This is a genomic window from Pseudomonas sp. CFBP 8772, from assembly GCF_014841665.1.
GTDB classification, from domain to species: Bacteria; Pseudomonadota; Gammaproteobacteria; order Pseudomonadales; family Pseudomonadaceae; genus Aquipseudomonas; species Aquipseudomonas graminis_B.
The window spans coordinates 189,717-208,275 of the sequence record NZ_JACYUI010000007.1; the positions used below are offsets into that span (position 1 = coordinate 189,717).

The 18,559-nt window shown below is 62.3% G+C and carries 19 protein-coding genes; 13 read left to right on the forward strand and 6 right to left on the reverse strand.

From position 1 onward, the window contains the following. Window positions 1–46 precede the first annotated feature (46 nt). The 4 genes from IFT99_RS16170 (at window position 47) to IFT99_RS16185 (ending at window position 4,586) form a co-directional block, all read left to right on the forward strand. On the forward strand, window positions 47–1,957 hold the full coding sequence (locus IFT99_RS16170) for a sigma-54-dependent Fis family transcriptional regulator (protein WP_192133507.1): 1,911 nt from the start codon (window positions 47–49) through the stop codon (window positions 1,955–1,957). Window positions 1,958–2,330: 373 nt separating this feature from the next. Continuing rightward, on the forward strand, window positions 2,331–3,680 hold the full coding sequence (gene mpl, locus IFT99_RS16175; protein WP_192133509.1) for a UDP-N-acetylmuramate:L-alanyl-gamma-D-glutamyl-meso-diaminopimelate ligase: 1,350 nt from the start codon (window positions 2,331–2,333) through the stop codon (window positions 3,678–3,680). After that, on the forward strand, window positions 3,677–4,306 hold the full coding sequence (ubiX, locus tag IFT99_RS16180; protein ID WP_065988388.1) for a flavin prenyltransferase UbiX: 630 nt from the start codon (window positions 3,677–3,679) through the stop codon (window positions 4,304–4,306). The genes mpl and ubiX overlap by 4 nt, the downstream gene beginning before the upstream one ends. Beyond that, window positions 4,299–4,586: a YceK/YidQ family lipoprotein gene (locus IFT99_RS16185; RefSeq protein WP_192133510.1), complete on the forward strand. Its 288-nt coding sequence runs from the start codon at window positions 4,299–4,301 to the stop codon at window positions 4,584–4,586. Before ubiX ends, IFT99_RS16185 begins: the two co-directional genes overlap by 8 nt. Before the next feature lie 138 nt (window positions 4,587–4,724). Here the strand turns inward: IFT99_RS16185 and IFT99_RS16190 are convergent, their stop codons facing one another. The 3 genes from IFT99_RS16190 to IFT99_RS16200 form a co-directional block, all read right to left on the reverse strand. After that, window positions 4,725–5,366: an oxidoreductase gene (locus IFT99_RS16190; RefSeq protein ID WP_192133512.1), complete on the reverse strand. Its 642-nt coding sequence runs from the start codon at window positions 5,364–5,366 to the stop codon at window positions 4,725–4,727. 202 nt (window positions 5,367–5,568) lie between these two features. After that, window positions 5,569–7,263 carry a C13 family peptidase gene (locus tag IFT99_RS16195; protein WP_192133514.1) on the reverse strand — a complete coding sequence of 565 codons (1,695 nt, stop codon included), beginning with the start codon at window positions 7,261–7,263 and terminating at the stop codon, window positions 5,569–5,571. Window positions 7,264–7,434: 171 nt separating this feature from the next. Next, window positions 7,435–7,890: a MaoC family dehydratase gene (locus tag IFT99_RS16200; protein ID WP_065988385.1), complete on the reverse strand. Its 456-nt coding sequence runs from the start codon at window positions 7,888–7,890 to the stop codon at window positions 7,435–7,437. A 196-nt stretch (window positions 7,891–8,086) separates the two neighbouring features. Here IFT99_RS16200 and IFT99_RS16205 point away from each other — a divergent pair, with 196 nt between their 5' ends. From IFT99_RS16205 to IFT99_RS16215, 3 genes are read left to right on the forward strand one after another with little or no spacing between them, the layout of a single operon-like run. Further along, window positions 8,087–8,449, forward strand: coding sequence for a CidA/LrgA family protein (locus IFT99_RS16205; protein WP_065988384.1), 363 nt, complete (start codon window positions 8,087–8,089; stop codon window positions 8,447–8,449). Between the two features lie 2 nt (window positions 8,450–8,451). After that, a complete protein-coding gene (locus tag IFT99_RS16210; protein ID WP_192133651.1) occupies window positions 8,452–9,162 on the forward strand; it encodes an LrgB family protein in 711 nt (236 codons plus the stop codon). Window positions 9,163–9,172: 10 nt separating this feature from the next. Further along, complete coding sequence (locus tag IFT99_RS16215) at window positions 9,173–9,763, forward strand: LON peptidase substrate-binding domain-containing protein (protein WP_065988382.1); 591 nt, start codon at window positions 9,173–9,175, stop codon at window positions 9,761–9,763. 57 nt (window positions 9,764–9,820) lie between these two features. Here the strand turns inward: IFT99_RS16215 and IFT99_RS16220 are convergent, their stop codons facing one another. Genes IFT99_RS16220 through IFT99_RS16230 form a run of 3 tightly spaced genes read right to left on the reverse strand, consistent with a single transcriptional unit; the run spans window position 9,821 to window position 11,994 of the window. After that, window positions 9,821–11,137, reverse strand: coding sequence for a bifunctional DedA family/phosphatase PAP2 family protein (locus IFT99_RS16220; RefSeq protein ID WP_192133515.1), 1,317 nt, complete (start codon window positions 11,135–11,137; stop codon window positions 9,821–9,823). A 4-nt stretch (window positions 11,138–11,141) separates the two neighbouring features. After that, the gene (locus tag IFT99_RS16225) at window positions 11,142–11,825 is read right to left on the reverse strand and encodes a DNA-3-methyladenine glycosylase (RefSeq protein ID WP_192133518.1); all 684 of its coding nucleotides are present in this window, start codon (window positions 11,823–11,825) and stop codon (window positions 11,142–11,144) included. Continuing rightward, window positions 11,818–11,994, reverse strand: a complete 177-nt coding sequence (locus IFT99_RS16230; protein WP_192133520.1) for a hypothetical protein — start codon at window positions 11,992–11,994, stop codon at window positions 11,818–11,820. Before IFT99_RS16230 ends, IFT99_RS16225 begins: the two co-directional genes overlap by 8 nt. 527 nt (window positions 11,995–12,521) lie before the next feature. Between IFT99_RS16230 and IFT99_RS16235 the strand changes: the two genes are divergently transcribed. From IFT99_RS16235 to rodA, 6 genes are all read left to right on the forward strand, one after another. Beyond that, entirely contained in the window at window positions 12,522–13,796 is a 1,275-nt protein-coding gene (locus IFT99_RS16235) for a glutamate-5-semialdehyde dehydrogenase (protein ID WP_192133522.1), read from the forward strand. A gap of 82 nt (window positions 13,797–13,878) precedes the next feature. Then, entirely contained in the window at window positions 13,879–14,523 is a 645-nt protein-coding gene (gene nadD / locus IFT99_RS16240; protein WP_167355788.1) for a nicotinate-nucleotide adenylyltransferase, read from the forward strand. 66 nt (window positions 14,524–14,589) lie between these two features. Continuing rightward, window positions 14,590–15,009 (forward strand): ribosome silencing factor, encoded by a 420-nt coding sequence (rsfS, locus tag IFT99_RS16245; RefSeq protein ID WP_065988378.1) that lies wholly within the window; start codon window positions 14,590–14,592, stop codon window positions 15,007–15,009. A gap of 9 nt (window positions 15,010–15,018) precedes the next feature. After that, window positions 15,019–15,486, forward strand: coding sequence for a 23S rRNA (pseudouridine(1915)-N(3))-methyltransferase RlmH (rlmH, locus tag IFT99_RS16250; protein WP_065988377.1), 468 nt, complete (start codon window positions 15,019–15,021; stop codon window positions 15,484–15,486). Between the two features lie 31 nt (window positions 15,487–15,517). Further along, the gene (gene mrdA / locus IFT99_RS16255) at window positions 15,518–17,416 is read left to right on the forward strand and encodes a penicillin-binding protein 2 (RefSeq protein ID WP_065988376.1); all 1,899 of its coding nucleotides are present in this window, start codon (window positions 15,518–15,520) and stop codon (window positions 17,414–17,416) included. 31 nt (window positions 17,417–17,447) lie between these two features. Further along, window positions 17,448–18,551 carry a rod shape-determining protein RodA gene (gene rodA / locus IFT99_RS16260; RefSeq protein ID WP_065988478.1) on the forward strand — a complete coding sequence of 368 codons (1,104 nt, stop codon included), beginning with the start codon at window positions 17,448–17,450 and terminating at the stop codon, window positions 18,549–18,551. The last annotated feature ends 8 nt before the right edge of the window (window positions 18,552–18,559 follow it).

Sequence of the window (18,559 nt, forward strand, 5' to 3'; positions counted from 1 at the left end):
ATCGGCAAATCCTCCGCAGAGCCCTGGCTCAGGATGAACAATAAAAATGCACAGCAATCACCTGACGCGTCACGCCGAACAAGTGCTGACCGTTACTCAAGGCAAAATCCCCCATCAATACGGCCCCGGCGCCGACCCTTCCATTGCCCGCTCCTGGCTGCGGTGCCTGGAGGATTACCACCTCGACCCCGCGCAAGCGATGGCGCCCACCGTGCTGGAGCATGCGCGCGTGCTGGAGAGTCGCGAGCAGTTGCAGCAGGTCCTGACCATCGCCGGCGACGAGATGAACAGCCTGCACCGTCAGCTTGCCGGCGGCAGTGCGGTGCTCCTGACTGATGCGCGCGGGATCATCCTCAACTGCGTGACCGAGCCAGGGGATCGACGGATTTTTGAGCGCGCCGGCCTCTGGCTGGGCGCCGACTGGAGCGAGGCGCGAGAGGGCACCAACGGCATCGGCACCTGCCTGGTCGAGCGTCAGTCGGTGACGATCCATCGCGACGAGCATTTTCGCGGCCGTCACACCGGCCTCACTTGTTCGGCGAGCCCGGTGTTCGATCCCCATGGCGATCTGCTTGCGGTGCTGGACGTCTCATCGGCGCGTCATGACGTGTCCCGCCAGAGCCAGTTTCACACCATGGCGCTGGTGAATCTGTCGGCGAAGATGATCGAAAGCAGCTACTTCCTGCGTCATTTCGACGGTCAGTGGCTCCTGCGTTTTCATCTTCAGGCTGGCGCGGTCGGTTTGTTCAGCGAAGGGCTGTTGGCGTTAGACGGCGAGGGCCGCGTCAATGCGCTGAACCAGAGCGCGCTGAATCTGCTCGGCTTGAGCCGTGACGAACTGGTCGGGCAGGGCGTGGAATCGTTGTTTGACTGCTCGCTGGATGAGCTGCTGAGCCGCGCTTCGCCGGACGCCGCCGCCAGTTGGCCGCTGCGCACGCGGGACGGGCGGGGATTCTTCGCCGTATTGCGTGGGCAATCGCGTGCCGAGCTGAAGGGCCTTGTTGCGCCGGTGGTCAGCACGTTGGCTGTGCCGTTTTCTTCGCACGACATCTGCCTGGGCGATGCGTCGCTGCAAACTGATTTCCGCAGGGCGCTGAAGGTATTCGAGCGCGACGTGCCGTTGCTGATCAACGGTGAAACCGGCTCTGGCAAGGAGGCGTTTGCCAAGGCAGTGCAGCAGGCGAGTCAGCGCTCCGCCAAGCCGTTCGTGGCGCTGAACTGCGCGGCCATTCCGGAAAGCCTGATCGAGAGCGAGCTGTTCGGTTATCGCGGCGGCAGCTTTACCGGCGCGCGCAAGGAAGGCATGCGCGGCAAGCTGCAACAGGCCGATGGCGGCACGTTGTTTCTGGATGAGATCGGCGACATGCCGGTGGCCTTGCAGACACGGTTATTGCGCGTGCTGGAAGATCGGTTGGTGGTGCCTATTGGCGGCGAGCCGCAAGCGGTGGATGTACGACTGATCAGCGCGACCCACCGGAACCTGCTGGAGCGGGTGGAGGACGGCAGCTTTCGCGAGGATTTGTTTTATCGGCTTAATGGCCTGGAAATCGCCTTGCCGCCGTTGAGAGAGCGGAGTGATAAGGCGCAGTTGCTGGAGTTGTTGCTGAAGCAAGAGGCGGATGGGCTTTCGATTGTGATTGAGGCGAAGGCGAGGCAGGCGCTGCTCGACTTTAACTGGCCCGGCAACGTGCGGCAGATGCGCAACGTGCTGCGGACCCTGGCGGCGCTGTGTGACGAGGGGCGGATTGGTTATGAAGATCTGCCGGCAGCGATTCGGCAGGTGAGTGCGCAGACAAAGCCCGTTGAGGTCCACTCGCCGCTGGACAACGCCGAACGCGCAGCGCTCATCGCCACCCTGGACACCCAGCGCTGGCACATGACCCACGCCGCCCGGGAATTGGGGGTGAGCCGCAATACGCTGTACAGAAAGCTGCGCAAGCATGGGATCAACCGCTGAGGTTCTGAGTGGATGAAACCGGTGTGAACGCTCGCAATTCTGCGTGTGCATGCGGTCCCCTGTAGGACCGGCTCAGCCGGGAAGAGGCCGGCGTGAGCGCCATCAATTCTGCAGTGTGCGATCTGACGTCTTCCCGGCTAAAGCCAGTCCTATAGGGGGATCGCGGTCAATTAGTGGGACCGGCTTTAGCCGGGAAGGCGCCAGGCGTCACACCGCAGGGGGCACTGTCTGAAGCGGGGACAGATTAATTTACGGTGAAGCGTTGTAAATAAATCAGTCCCCTTCAACCAGTCTGATCGAGCACCCTCAATTCCCCCGTGCGCATCCACTGCCTTCTACGCTAACCTGCGGCCCATGTTCTAAGAGGTCGGTCATGCACATTCATATTCTGGGTATCTGCGGCACGTTCATGGGTTCGCTGGCGGTGCTCGCCAAGGATCTGGGCCATAAAGTCACGGGCTCCGATGCCAACGTCTACCCGCCGATGAGCACGCAGCTCGAAGCGCAGGGCATTCAGTTGATGCAGGGTTACGACCCTTCGCACCTCGAACCGGCACCGGATCTGGTGGTGGTCGGCAACGCCATGTCGCGCGGCAATCCCGCGGTCGAGCATGTCCTGAACAAGGGCCTGCCCTACGTTTCAGGGCCGCAATGGCTGGCCGATCACGTCCTTCGCGGTCGCTGGGTACTGGCCGTCGCCGGCACCCACGGCAAAACCACCACCAGCAGCATGCTCGCCTGGGTGCTGGAACACGCTGGCATGGCCCCGGGCTTCCTGATTGGCGGCGTGCCGCAGAACTTCGATGTCTCGGCGCGCCTGGGCGATACGCCCTTCTTCGTCGTCGAGGCGGATGAATACGACAGCGCCTTCTTCGACAAGCGCTCCAAGTTCGTCCATTACGGCCCGCGCACCGCCATCCTCAACAACCTGGAATTCGATCACGCCGACATCTTTCCGGATCTCCCGGCCATCGAACGGCAGTTCCACCACCTCGTGCGCACCATCCCGAGCGAAGGCCTGGTCATCCACCCGACCGCCGAGCCCGCCCTTGAGCGCGTGATTCAAATGGGCTGCTGGACGCCGGTGCAGACCACTGGAGAAGGCGGTCAATGGCAGGCGAACCTGCTCAGCGAAGACGGCTCAAAATTCGAAGTGCTGTTTGAAGGTGCGGTCCAAGGCGTCGTCGATTGGGGCATGACCGGCCAGCACAACGTGGCGAATGCCTTGGCGACCCTCGCCGCTGCCCGCCATGTTGGTGTGGTGCCGCAGCAGGGCGTCGACGCGCTGAGTGCGTTCAAGAGCGTGAAGCGGCGCATGGAGAAGGTCGCCGAAGTGCGCGGCATCACCATCTACGATGACTTCGCCCACCACCCGACCGCCATCGCTACCACGCTGGATGGACTGCGCAAAAAGGTTGGCGATGCGCCGATCATCGCCATCGTCGAGCCGCGCTCCAACTCCATGAAGCTCGGCGCCCACCGCGACGGCCTGCCGGAAAGCGTCGTCCAGGCCGATCAGGTGGTCTGGTATGCGCCGGCCAATCTGGGTTGGGATCTGGCGGCAACCGCCGCGGAGTGCACCATTCCATCGTTGGTGTGCGACAGCCTCGACGGCATCATCGAGCTTGTGAAAAACCAGGCCGAGCCCGGCACCCACGTGGTCATCATGAGCAACGGCGGCTTCGGCGGCCTGCACGGCAAACTCGCGGAGGCCCTGCAATGAGCGGCCCGGAACGCATTACCCTGGCGATGACCGGCGCGTCCGGCGCGCAATACGGCCTGCGCCTGCTGGACTGCCTGGTGCGCGAGGACCGCGAAGTGCACTTCCTCATCTCCAAGGCCGCGCAGTTGGTCATGGCCACCGAGACCGACGTCAATCTGCCGCCCAAACCGCAGATGATGCAGGCCTTCCTCAACGAATACACCGGCGCGACAGCGGGCCAGATTCGCGTGTACGGCAAGGAAGACTGGATGTCGCCGGTGGCGTCCGGTTCAGGTTCGCCGAGTGCGATGGTCGTGGTGCCGTGTTCGACCGGGACCTTGTCGGCCATTGCCACAGGCGCCTGCAACAACCTGATCGAGCGCGCTGCGGACGTGACGTTGAAGGAGCGCCGGCAGTTGATCCTGGTGCCCCGCGAGGCGCCGTTCTCCAGCATTCATCTGGAGAACATGCTCAAGCTGTCGAACATGGGCGCGGTGATTCTGCCGGCGTCGCCCGGTTTCTATCACCAGCCGCAGACGATCGACGATCTGGTGGATTTCGTCGTCGCGCGGATTCTGAATCTGCTCAACATCCCGCAGGACATGCTGCCGCGTTGGGGCGAGCATCATTTTGGCGCCGATGAATAAGCTCGTTGTCCTTGCGCTGGGCCTGTTGCTGACGACAGGCTGCTCGACCGTGCGCACCCTCGACGCCAATCAGCCCGGCGCACCGGTCGTTTATGCCGGCACGCGACTGGATCTGTACGCCATCGAAGGGGGCTGCTGCGAGAAGGATCGCTTCGGCACCGAGGCGCCGAAATACCCGATGCTTGACCTGCCCGGTAGCGCGCTGCTCGACACGCTGCTGCTGCCGTTGTCGATCCTCACCGCGCTGGGCGTGGGGTTTCAGGCTACGGGCGGGATGTAACTCAGAACGGCGATCCCTGTAGGAGTGAGCTTGCTCGCGATTGCGGTCTGACCGTTCCATTAATGGTGACTGTCAGAACCTGATCGCGAGCAAGCTCACTCCTACACCGTTTGTGTCGTCAGGTGGATCAGCTTGGCGCTACTTCCCCAACCGCCGCAAATCATCCGACTCTACAACCCGCACCCCTTCCTGCTCTTCCAGCGCCAGGCGCCACAGCGCGCGGGCGAGGTTGCAGGCTTCGATGCCGCCGTATTTGCCAGGGATCAACTTGGCAATCGGCGCGGCCAGCTGTTCCACAAACCGTTGATCTTGGCGCTCGCCAATCAACAGCGACGGCTGCGCGATGGTCAGCTGCGGCCAGCTTTGAAGCTTCAGCGCTTCTTCCATCTCGCCTTTCACACGGCTGTAAAAGATGCTCGATTGCGGGTCCGCGTTCACTGCGCTGATCACCAGCAGATGACGCGCCCCCAGCTCGCGAGCACGTTTGCCAAACGCCACGACCATGTCCAGATCGACGGCCCGGAAGGCTTCCTGGGAGCCGGCCTGTTTGATCGTGGTGCCCAGGCAGCAGAAGGCGATGTCCACAGGACCTTCGAGGGTGGGCAGCAAACTCTGGAGATCGCCGACCGGGTTTTCCAGACGTGGGTGTTCAGCCAGGGGGCGACGGCTGGGGGCGAGGAGGCGGGTGACAGTGGGTTCGTTGAGCAGGCGGTCGAGCAAGTGCTCGCCAGTCAATCCGGTAGCTCCGGCAAGCAAAATGTGCTGAGGCGTCAAGTACATGATCTTTCTCCCTTGATACGCCACAAGCATAGGCGCTGTACCGGAACAGACTGCGGGCGTAGCGGGAGGGTTTCACAAAAACACATGAAATGTTCGCGCATCCCGCACTTGAGCCTGGATCAATCTGTCGGAACCGGTTTGCAGGCGGACCCGCCCGGCCCCTTCCCGGTTGAAGCCGGTCCTGCATCAGGTGCGATGGGACTCAGCGTCGAACGGTATTCAGCGCGCGCTCCGCCTGACTTTTTCGCAGCTGCCGCCAATGGTTGACCACGCCTTTCGGTGCCCACATCTGCGGCTCGGAGGCTTCGAAGCTTTCGTCCGTTTCACGCTGAGCGACGATGTCTTTTGCCTCATTGAACGCTTGCACCAGATCGTCGGTTTCCACCAGCGCCTTGCCGAATAGCGCCTCGCCGAAGTAGGTGAAATCCGCCTCTTCAGAACAGCCAAAGGACACCCGGTCCTCACGGGATGCGGTAATCACCATCGTCCGCTCGTCCTTGATCGCCGGAATGAAACCACCCGAATAGCACGCGGAAATCACCACCACCTTGTCGCGATTCTTCAGCGGCGCCAGCACGCCGGCCATCTCGTTGGCGGGCAGGTCGGACAGCTCCAGGCGCGGCTGATCCAGCACCAGCTCGTGTTCATGGGTGCCGTGACTGGTGAGGTAGATGAAGATCAAATCTTCCGGACCACTGCGCTTGGCCAACGTCTGCACGGCGCGGCTGATGGTTTCGCGGGTTGCCAGCGGGCGATCGGCCATGTGATCGCGATGGTTGACCAGCGTGATCTGGCCAAACGCACCGAAGCGCGTGGCGAGCAGCTTGTTCACGTAATCGGCCTCGCGCAGAAACACGCTCTGCTTGCCATCGCCACCCACGACGAGGCTGTACAGCTCGATGGCCGGCGTGGAGGCGGGCACGGCGGCGAGGGCTTTTTCGACCAAGGCGCCCTGGGCGAGCAGGCCCATTTCCAGCGGGTCCGGCAGCAGCTTTCCGGCCGCATCGCGCACGCGCTGGCCGTTGGACCAGGTGCCGCTCTGGACTTCGCCGTCCGCCGTGGTCAGCACGCCGCTGCCTTGATAGTTATCGTTCTCGAACTGGCCGATGTACACGCTGCCGTCCGGGAGCTTCAGGCTGCCTGAGCCTGCGAAGCGCCAGTTCTTGAAGTCCCCTTGATAGCGGGTGCCATCGGAGCCGATCAACTCGCCCTTGCCGGTGAACGCGCCATCCTTGAACTGCCCCGACCAGACATCGCCATCGGCGTTTTCGTAGCGACCGCGGCCATTGAGCTGATTGTTGTGAAAGCCGCCGACGTACTGGTCACCATCGGCGCTGTTGAAATTGCCCGTGCCTTCAAGCTGGCCATCGACGAACTTGCCGCTGAACTGGTTGCCCGCCGAATCGTTGCGCTGGCCTTCGCCGTTGGGTTTGCCGTGGGCGAACTGGCCCTGATACTCGCTGCCGTCGTCCAGTTCCAGATGACCGGCGCCGTCGTACAGGTCGGCCTTGAACTCGCCGCGATAGCTCATGCCGTGCTCTTTCAGCGTGCCTTCCCCGTCGCGCCGCCCCAGCTTGTAGCCGCCGACGTAACTGCCGGCGCTGGTCGTCAGCGAGCCTTGGCCATGGAAAAGCCCGTCCTGAAAACCGCCGCGGTACACGTCACCGTTGCTGGCGTGCCATTCGCCCTGGCCGTTCCATTGCCCGCTCTTGAATTCCCCGGCGTACCAGCTGCCATTGGGGTAATCGATCCGGCCCTTGCCTTGCAGCACGCCATTGATCACGTCGCCGCGATAGCGTCCGCCGTCGGGCAGGCGAGCGTCCGGGGGCAACAGCGATTCGCCGTCGCCGCAAGCGGTAAGAAGGAAGGTCAGGGCCAAAGGAGCAAACGCGCGCATGGTAAATCCCGAAAAAAAGATGTTTCGGCGTGATCTGATCGCGTACGTGTATCGAGTCGCTCACACAGCCGCAGCGAGTATGCCGCAGCGAGGAACGCTCATGAAACAGTCTGTTACGACTGTTTCATGTTTCTGGAAGGTTTGCAGAGGCTTTGTAGAGGGACGGCGGGGTTATACGAAGCACAGCGAAAGCGGTTCAGCAATGAACGCGGGCTTGTCCAGGCCTTCGATTTCAAGCGTTGCCGTGGCTTTGAGCAGCCATTGGCCGGGCTTCTTTTCGGTGACCTGCGCCAGCGTGACTTTTAGACGAACGCGCGAATTCACTTTCACCGGCTGAATGAATCTCACGCTGTCCAGGCCATAGTTGATCGCCATCTGCATGCCTTCGGGCACGACCATCAGGGACTCCATCAGCTTGGGGATCAGCGACAGCGACAGAAAGCCATGGGCGATAGTCGAGCCGAACGGGGTTTGCGCCGCTTTCACCGGATCAACGTGGATAAACTGAAAGTCGCCGGTGGCCTCGGCAAACAGATTGATCCGCGCCTGATCGATGGTCAGCCATTCGGAGCATCCCAAGTCCTTGCCTTCATAGCGTTTGAGTTCTGCAACGGGTACGTGGGGCATCGCTACTCTCCTTGTCAGTTATTTTTTTTGCGCGCGATCTTCACAGGCAGCGTGGCGTCGGCGCTGTTATTGCTTGGCACTGAAGATCAGCACGCCGCACCGCGCGGGTCAACGTTCCCTCAACTGGCGAATGCCACCCCATAGGCAGAGCGGGTGGCGTGCCTATAATGTCGGCGCGAATCTGCTGGAGTTTTCTATGTTGCTAAGAGGCCTGACCTGGCTTGTGCTGTTCCAACTGATCGGAACCGCGCTCAATCACCTGTTTCTGTCGATCCTGCCCGGCCCGATCATCGGGCTGGTGCTGCTGATGATCTACCTGATGACCCGCGGCGAAGTCAGCGAACCCATCAGTTTGGCGGCCAGCAGCCTGCTGCGCTACCTGCCGCTGCTGCTGGTACCGCCTGCCGTGGGCGTGATGGTGTATGCGGACCAGATCGCCGAAGATTTCTGGGCGATCGTCGGCTCGCTGGTGATTTCTCTGATGGTCTCGCTGACCTTCGCCGGCTGGCTGATGCAGAAACTCATCGACCGTCAGGCCAATCGCCGGGAGCCATCATGAGTCTGGACTGGCACGGCGCCTGGCTGTCGGTGATTCATCACCCCTTGTTCGGCATCGCCATCACGCTGGGCGCTTATCAACTGGTGCTGGCCGGTTACGAGAAAACCCGCTGGGTGTTTCTGCAACCGGTGCTCATCTCCATGCTGGTGGTGATTGGCGTATTGGTGAGCTGCGGACTGTCCTACGTCGAGTACCGCAAGAGCACTGAAATCCTCAGCATTCTGCTGGGCCCCGCCACGGTTGCGTTGGCGGTGCCGCTTTATCTGAATCTGCGGCGCATCCGGCAACTGTTCTGGCCGGTATTGACTACGCTGGTGGTGGGTGGCGTGCTGGCCACCGGGCTGTGCGTGGGGCTGGGCTGGATGCTCGGCGCCGATCACATGATCCTGATGACCATGGCGCCCAAGTCCGTGACCTCGCCGATCGCCATGCTCGTCGCCGAGCAGATTGGCGGCGTGGCGGCGCTGGCCGCGGTGTTTGTGTTGATAACCGGGGTGATCGGCGGCATATTCGGCCCCGGTCTGCTGACCCTGGCGCGGGTAACCAGCCCGGAAGCGCGAGGCATGGCCCTCGGGCTGACGGCCCACGCGGTGGGTACGTCGGCGGCCCTGCAGGAAAGTGAGGAATGCGGCGCATTCGCGGCGCTGGCAATGAGTTTGATGGGTGTCGCCACGGCCTTGTTCCTGCCGTTGGCGGTGTCTCTGGTTGCTTGAGGATGGGTTTATGTCGTTGCCGTTGTTTCCACTGAATGCCGTGCTGTTCCCGGGGTGCGTGCTCGATCTGCAGCTCTTCGAGGCGCGCTACCTCGACATGATTGGCCGCTGCATGAAGCAGGGCGAAGGCTTCGGCGTGGTCTGTATCACTGAAGGCAGTGAGACGGGCGACGTGCCGGACGGTTTCTCGCTGATCGGCTGCGAAGCACGGGTGACCGATTTCCAGAAGCAGGACAACGGCCTGCTCGGCATTCGCGTTGTGGGGGCTCGACGCTTTCGGGTGAAGGACTACAGCACCCAGCGCGACAACCTGCTGGTCGGCGAGGTCGAGTGGCTGGACGATCCCCAGGAGCAACCGCTGCAGGAAGAGGACGACGATCTGGTCGCGTTGCTCGCTGCGCTGGCTGAACACCCGATGGTGGCCGCGCTGAACATGGGCCTCACCGCCAGCGGTCAGCACTCGCTGGCCAATCAACTGGCGTACCTGTTGCCGTTCGCGGAAGAAGACAAGATCGAGCTGCTGGAAATCGAAGACGCCGAAGAACGGCTTGATGCGATTCAGGACCTGCTCGACGAAATGCAGGGCGACATGCAGGCCTGAAGATAGATGTTGCTCGCAGCCCGGCTCGTTACCCCGCCGGGCCGCATGCACGTCGCGTCAGTACTGGTAGCGGATCAAACCGTGGGGGAACGAGTGCAGGCCGAACCCGCCGAACAGCGCCACCATCGCCGGCAGCACCAGCCACCACACCTTGATTGGCAGCGCCTCCAACGGCTTCTTGTTCTGCACGAACGCAAGGCTCGCGGCGCAGGTGAAAAACGCCAGCAGCATCCCGGCCGTGACATCCGTCGGCCAGTGCACACCCAGATACACCCGAGACATGGCGATCGCCAGCGCCGGAATCCCGCCCAGCAGCAGCCAGGTCAATCGCAGCCGAACCGGCTGACCCCGGCCGGCAAGCACCGCCAGCGACATGAATAGCGCAAACGAGGCCGAGGCATGTCCGCTCGGCATGCTGTAAGTCCCCAGGGCCTCCGTCAGGACCTCAGGCCGTGCGCGGGCGAAGGTGTATTTCATGCTCTGATTGATCAGCGCCGCGCCAAGGGTGGTGCCGATCACGAAGATTGCATGGCGCCATTGCCGCGTGACGACCAGCAGGATGGTCAGCAGGGCGGCCGCGCAGAACTGAGTCCGGAAATCCCCCAGGCCCGTCACCATCACCACGAAGTTCTCGGCTGCAGCGCTCCGGCTGGCCTGCACCACAGTCATGATGCCCTGATCGAAATCGGCCAGGTACGGCCAGCCCAGGAAAACGCTTGCCAGCAAAATGAAGCAGGTCAGGGCGATAACTTTCGTCGCGTAGGGCTTTTGTCGCAGGCTGCTTTGGATGCTGATGCCCAGCAGAAGCGCCAGCCCGCCGCCCACCACGGCAGCCTGGGGCCAGAAGTTTTCCGGCAGCGGCAGGCGGATCGCAGCACCGGTCGCCCAGCCCGGCAGAATATAGGCCACGGACCATCCGGCCGCGGCGATCAGGCTGACGCCGGCAAAGCGCACGAACGGCATGTCGCACATCCCGGCCACCATCGGCAGCATCGGGCGCAGCGGGCCGATGAAGCGGCCGACCAGCAGGCTGGCAATGCCGTAGCGCTGAAAGTAGGTCTCGGCGCCGCCGATCCACTCCGGGTGACTGCGCAGACCCGGCAATTGACGAATCCTCGGATGGAAGCGCCGGCCGAGGAAGTACGACACCAGGTCGCCCAGGATACCGCCGAGGAAGCCCAGCAAAAGCGCTTCGCTCAATGGGAGTATCCCGCTGCCGGCCAGTGCGGCAATCGCGAACAGCACAACGGTGCCGGGGACGACGATGCCGGCAATCGCCAGGCATTCGATGAACGCGACGATAAAAATCGCCGCGCCGAGCCAGGAAGGGTTGGCGCTTAGCCAAGAAGTGATGCTGTCGAGCCATGCGCCCATGGGTTCAGTTTCCTTGCTCGATGAGAATATAGTCGCGCCCTTCGACTTGCCCGCGTCTGATCGGGTTCCGTGTGCAGAAGCGGGCATAGGCGGCGTCAACGAACCGGTACATCAGGTGCTCGTCACGCCCGGCGGGAATGCCCAGGCGCGTGGTTTGAATAATCCGCGGCGGTCGCTGACCCACGTCCTGGACAAAGAGTTGCTCTTCATCGAAGCGCCTGGCGTCCCACATCGGCACTTTCAGGCCCAGCGCTTTGCACAGTAATGTCTGCCCGGCACACAGCCGCTCGGGCGTGCGCACGTTGCCACTGGCGTCGGGATTGTTCAGCAGCATGCGGGCGAGGGCGTTCTCATCGGACACCGCATCGACCCAGGGATAGGCCGATTTGATCAACACCGCATTGCCCGGGCCCTCCGCACTGAAATTCAGCGAATCACCGCCGCGGGCGTAATACATATAAATGTGCCCGCCTTCCAGAAACAAAGCTTTACGTTTTTCCGTGTAACCGAGGGACGCATGACTGCCTTTCTCGGCCACGTAATACGCCTCCGTCTCAATAATCCGGGCCGACAACCACACCCCGTCGACCTTGTGACGAATGACCTTGCCGAGTAACTCCCGGGCAAGCGTCTGCGCGTCGCGATGAAAAAAACTGTCCGGCAGGGCGCGTGGCGATTGGTCAGGCATAAACAACGGCAGTCAGAGAATGGACCGCGATCATATCAACATCGGCCTTAATTGGAGCTGAATGGGTGAGGGTGGGCGCGAAGCCGGGGACAGATTGATTTACGGTGAAGCGCTGTAAATAAATCAGTCCCCTACCAACGGGGAGCAGATCAAAAATCTCATTGCCCACACGTGCGCCTTCCCGGCTAAAGCCGGTCCCACTAAAAAGCATCGCGTCCCGCCAGTGAGACCGGCGGCGATCCCTGTAGGAACGGCTTCAGCCGGGAAGCTCTTGATCTGCCTAAACGCGCTTTTGATCTTGATCTCCATACACAAAAAGCCCAGACACCGCCAAACGCGACTTGGGTGCAGGCTGAACGCAGGTCTCGCGCAGTGGGCCGAGCCGCAGGGATGCGGCGAGAGCGCCGTCAGGACATGGATGTCCGTTCGGCGCGGGCCCACGGAGCGAGACCGGAGTGAAGGAACCCGACGAAGTCGGGCCCAACCGGGAGCAGGCACCCTTGGTTACTTGGGGTGCTTTTCCAAGTAACTCGCCGAAGGCGAAACAGTTCCGTCGTTAGGCGGAATCCACGCTCGGTGGGCCTGGTTCACTGAACAAAACCTCCTTATTCCGACCATCCGCCTGTCGCCGCTGTCGTTCAGCACGCCCGACAGCTATAATCCGCCGCTTTCCCATTTGCCAAGACCCCCGAGACCATGACTGAGTCCGTTCTTGACTACATGACCCGCCTGGGTCGCGCCGCCCGCGAAGCCTCCCGCGTGATCGGCCGTGCCAGCACCGCACAGAAGAACCGCGCCCTCGCAGCCACCGCTGCCGCGCTGGACGCTTCCCGTGCCGAGCTGACCGCCGCCAACGAACAGGACCTCGCCGCTGGCCGCGCCAATGGACTCGAACCCGCTCTGCTCGAACGCCTCTCCCTGACCCCGGCCCGCATCGACAGCATGATCGCCGGCCTGCGCCAGGTCGCCAGCCTGCCAGACCCCATCGGCACCCTGCGCGACATGAGCTTCCAGCCCTCCGGCATCCAGGTCGGCAAAATGCGCGTGCCACTGGGCGTCGTCGGCATCATCTATGAGTCGCGTCCCAACGTAACCATCGACGCCGCCAGCCTCTGCCTCAAATCCGGCAACGCCACCATCTTGCGTGGCGGCTCCGAAGCCATACATTCCAACCGCGCCATCGCCGCCTGCATCCAGCGCGGCCTTGATGACGCAGGTTTGCCTGCCGCCGTCGTACAAGTCGTCGAAACCACCGACCGTGCCGCCGTTGGCGCACTGATCACCATGCCGGAGTACGTGGACGTCATCGTGCCGCGTGGAGGCAAAGGCCTGATCGAACGCGTCAGCCGTGATGCCAAAGTCCCGGTCATCAAACACCTGGACGGCATCTGCCACGTCTACGTCAGTGCCCATGCCGACCTGGCCGCTGCCCAGCGCATCAGCTTCAACGCCAAGACCTACCGGTATGGCATCTGCGGCGCCATGGAAACCCTGCTGGTCGATCAAGCCATCGCCGCAGAGTTTCTGCCTCCCATGGCTACCCAGTTTCGCGAGAAAGGCGTCGAACTGCGCGGCTGCGAGCGCACCCGCGACCTGATCGATGTCTTGCCGGCCACCGAAGACGACTGGCACACCGAGTACCTTGCGCCGATCCTGTCGATCCGCATCGTCACCGGTCTGGACCAAGCCATCGAACACATCAATCACTACGGCTCGCATCACAGCGACGCCATCATCTCCGACTCGCAAGCCCAGACTCGCCGCTTCATGGCTGAAGTCGACTCGAGTTCGGTGATGGTCAACGCGCCCACCAGTTTTGCCGACGGTTTCGAATACGGCCTGGGTGCGGAAATCGGCATTTCGACCGACAAGATTCACGCGCGCGGTCCCGTGGGGCTTGAAGGCCTGACCTGCGAGAAATACATCGTTGTCGGCGACGGCACGCAGTTGCGCGGGCAGGGGCCGGTCTGACTTGGCCCACGTCGGTCAGGCTTCAGGAAGCGGCGCGCAGGCAATGGCCGATCCGATTGCGGTTCCGCTGAACACGGCACGGGTGCCACAGCGCATCGGCATACTCGGCGGCACGTTCGACCCGGTGCACATTGGCCACTTGCGTGGCGCACTGGAAGTCGCCGAACTGCTGGAACTCGATGAGCTGCGCCTGACGCCCAGCGCCCGACCGCCTCATCGCGACACGCCGAGCGTGTCGGCGCAGGACCGTCTGGCGATGGTGCAGTGCGCGGTCGCCGGGGTGCCACCCTTGACGGTGGATGATCGCGAGCTGTTGCGCGACAAGCCGTCGTACACGATCGACACGCTGGAATCGATGCGCGCGGAACTCGCCGCCGATGACCAGCTATTTTTATTGCTGGGTTGGGACGCCTTTTGCGGGCTGCCTTCCTGGCATCGGTGGGAAGAGTTGCTGGAGCACTGCCATATCGTGGTGCTGCAACGCCCGGACGCCGACAGCGAGTCCCCGGATGCGATGCGAAATCTGCTCGCGGGACGTGCCGTCAGTGATCCAAAGGCCCTCAAGGGGCCCGGCGGAAAGATTACGTTCGTCTGGCAGACGCCGCTTTCGGTGTCTGCCACCCAGATCCGTCAACTGCTGGCCAGCGGTAAGTCGGTACGTTTTCTGGTGCCAGACGCGGTACTGGCCTATATCGATACGCACGGGCTGTACCGTGCGTCGAACTGAAGGTGTGTTGCTACGCAGCCAAGTGCGCGAAGAAACGCCCAAACATACGAGTTAAAAGAGTTTTTTATGACTGACAAACGCGCTGTAAACCCAATCATCGAAGTGATCAGGGCTGCCCTGGAAGACGTCAAGGCCCAGGATATCCAGGTGCTGGACGTTCGTGACAAACAAAGCATCACTGATTACATGGTCATCGCGACCGGTACTTCCAATCGCCAGATCAACGCGATGCTCGACAAGGTCCGCGAAGAAGTCAAAAAGCAGGGCCTCAAGCCGCTGGGCGAAGAAGGCAAGGGCGACAGCGACTGGGTGCTGCTGGACCTGGACATCGCCATTGTTCACATGATGACCGCCTCCGCTCGCCAGTTTTACGACCTCGAGCGTCTGTGGGCCGGTGCCGAGCAGAGCCGTTCGGCCAGCGCTGCACACCACAGCCCGGAAAACGCTCACGAGCATTTCGACAAGCTGAACAAAGACCAGGCCTAAGGCGTCGTTGTGCGTCTGCGTCTGATCGCTGTCGGTTCCCGCATGCCCAAGTGGGTGGAAGAAGGTTGGCATGAATATGCCAAGCGTCTGCCATCCGAACTGGCGCTGGACCTGGTGGAAATTCCGCTCAATACCCGTGGCAAGAACGCCGACGTGGCACGCCTCATCCGTCAGGAAGGCGAGGCCATGCTGGCGAAAGTGCAGCCGGGCGAGCGGATCGTCACGCTTGAAGTGCACGGCAAGCCCTGGAGCACCGAGCAACTGGCGGGCGAGCTCGATCGCTGGCGTCTGGATTCGCGCACGGTCAACCTGATGGTCGGCGGTCCGGAAGGGCTGGCGCCGGAAGTCTGTGCACGGGCCGAGCAGCGTTGGTCGTTGTCGCCACTGACGTTGCCGCACCCGCTGGTGCGCATCCTCATCGGCGAGCAGATTTATCGTGCCTGGACCGTGCTGTCCGGTCACCCTTATCACAAGTAGCGCCGCTGCCTTCACTGTGAACCTGCCCTAAATGTCTCAGCCGATCCGCCTGAAAGACCACGAAAAGGACGCACGCCTGGTGCGCAGCCGAGTCGTGGTCGGTGCAGTCGCGGTCGTCGTGCTGATCTGCGTTCTGATCGCGCGGCTTTATTTCCTGCAGGTCATCCAGTACGAGTACCACTCGACGCTGTCCGAGAACAATCGCGTTCACGTGCAGCCGATTCCGCCGAGTCGCGGGCTGATCTACGACCGCAACGGCGTGGTCATTGCCGACAACCGGCCGAGCTTCAGCCTGAGCATGACCCGCGAACGTTCCGGTGACTGGACCCAAGTGCTTGACACCATCGTTCAAGTGCTTGAGCTGACGCCGGATGATCGGATCATCTTCGAAAAACGCATGAAGCAGGGGCGACGGCCGTTCGAGCCGGTGCCCATTCTGTTCGAGCTGACCGAAGAGCAAATCGCCCGTATCGCCGTTAATCAGTTCCGGCTGCCGGGCGTTGAAGTGGTGGCGCAGTTGGTTCGTCACTATCCGCAGGGCGAGCACTTCGCCCACTCGGTGGGTTACATGGGGCGGATCAACGAGAAAGAGCTGAAAAGCCTCGATCCCGTGAATTACAGCGGCACTCACCACATGGGCAAAACCGGTATCGAGCGCTTTTACGAGCCCGAGCTGCACGGCCAGGTCGGTTACGAAGAAGTCGAAACCAACGCCCGCGGCCGCGTCTTGCGCGTGCTCAAACGGACCGATCCGGTGCCCGGCAAGGACATCGTCCTGAGCCTCGACATCCAGTTGCAGGAAGCCGCCGAAGCCGCGCTGGCCGGGCGTCGCGGCGCCGTGGTGGCGTTGGACCCAAGCACCGGCGAGGTGCTGGCGATGGTCAGCCAGCCGAGCTTCGACCCGAATCTGTTCGTCACCGGAATCAGCTTCAAGGCGTACTCCGAACTGCGAGATTCGGTCGACCGCCCACTGTTCAACCGTATTTTGCGGGGCCTGTATCCACCGGGTTCGACGATCAAGCCGGCGGTGGCGATTGCCGGTCTCGATACTGGCGTTATCACGGCGAGCACGCGGGTGTTCGACCCCGGCTATTACATGCTGCCGAACTACGACCACAAATACCGCAACTGGAACCGCACCGGCGATGGCTGGGTGGATCTGGACACGGCGATTATGCGCTCCAACGACACCTACTTTTACGATCTGGCCCACAAGGTCGGGATCGATCGGCTGTCGGCGTACCTGAACAAGTTCGGCATCGGCCAGAAAGTCTCGCTGGACATGTTCGAAGAATCCCCCGGCCTGATGCCGTCCCGTGACTGGAAACGTGTCACCCGGCGGCAGGCGTGGTTCCCGGGTGAAACACTCATTCTGGGGATCGGCCAGGGCTACATGCAGGCCACCCCGCTGCAGTTGGCCCAGGCCACCGCGCTGGTGGCGAACAAAGGCAAATGGAACCGCCCGCACCTGGCCAGGACCGTCGAAGGGCAGAAGCCGGTGGACCACAACCCGATGCCGGACATCGTCCTGCGTGATCCGTCTGACTGGGCCAAGGTCAACCACGGCATGCAGCAAGTGATGCACGGCGCTCGCGGCACCGCGCGCAAGGCCGCGATCGGTGCCCAGTACCGCATCGCCGGCAAGAGCGGTACGGCCCAGGTCGTGGCCATTCGGCAGGGCGAGAAGTACGACCGCTCGAAAGTCCAGGAACGCCACCGCGACCACGCCTTGTTCGTCGGCTTCGCGCCGGCCGACAGCCCGAAGATCGTCGTTGCGGTGATGATCGAAAACGGCGAGTCAGGGTCGGGCGTTGCCGCGCCGGTGGTGCGGCAGGTCATGGACGCCTGGCTGCTTGATCCTCAGGGCCATCTGAAACCCGAATACGCCAGCAATGCACAGCCTCCGGAGACCGCGGCCCGTGAAGAGTAATTTCGACCGCATCCTGTCCAGCGAAGATGTGATGCGCCGTCGCGCCACGTTTCTGCAGAAGATTCACGTCGATGGCCCGCTGCTGATCCTGCTGCTGACGTTGGCGGCGGGCAGTCTGTTCGTGCTGTATTCGGCCAGCGGCAAGAGTTGGGACCTGCTGATCAAGCAAGCGACCTCCTTCGGCATCGGCCTAGTGTCGATGTTCGTCATCGCCCAGCTTGAACCCCGATTCATGGCCCGCTGGGTGCCCGCCGCCTACGTGATCGGCGTTCTGCTGCTGGTGGCGGTGGACGTCATGGGCCACAACGCCATGGGCGCGACGCGCTGGATCAACATTCCCGGAGTCATCCGCTTTCAGCCCTCGGAATTCATGAAGATCATCATGCCGGCGACCATCGCCTGGTACCTGTCCAAGCGCACGCTGCCACCGCACCTCAAGCACGTGGCGGTGAGCCTCGGGTTGATCGGTCTGCCGTTCATTCTGATCGTGCGTCAGCCGGACCTCGGCACCTCGCTGCTGATTCTGGCCTCCGGCACCTTTGTGCTGTTCATGGCCGGCCTGCGCTGGCGCTGGATCATCAGCGTGGTGGCGGCAGCGGTCCCGGTCGCGGTCGGCATGTGGTTCTTCTTCATGCACGACTACCAGAAGCAGCGGATCCTGACCTTCCTCGACCCGGAAAGCGATCCGCTCGGCACCGGCTGGAACATCATCCAATCCAAGGCGGCGATCGGTTCGGGCGGCGTGTTCGGCAAAGGCTGGCTCATGGGGACGCAGTCGCACCTGGACTTCCTGCCTGAAAGTCACACCGACTTCATCATTGCGGTGCTCGGCGAGGAATTCGGGCTGGTCGGGATTTGCGCGCTGCTGCTGATCTATCTGTTGCTCATCGGCCGCGGGCTGGTGATCACCGCCCAGGCGCAGACGCTCTACGGCAAGCTGCTCGCGGGCAGCCTGACCATGACCTTTTTTGTTTACGTTTTCGTCAATATCGGTATGGTCAGCGGTCTGCTGCCGGTCGTAGGCGTGCCGTTGCCCTTCATTAGCTACGGCGGAACTTCGCTGGTGACGCTGCTGTCAGCGTTTGGTGTTTTGATGTCGGTCCATACGCATCGCAAATGGATCGCTCAGGTTTGATTAAGGTG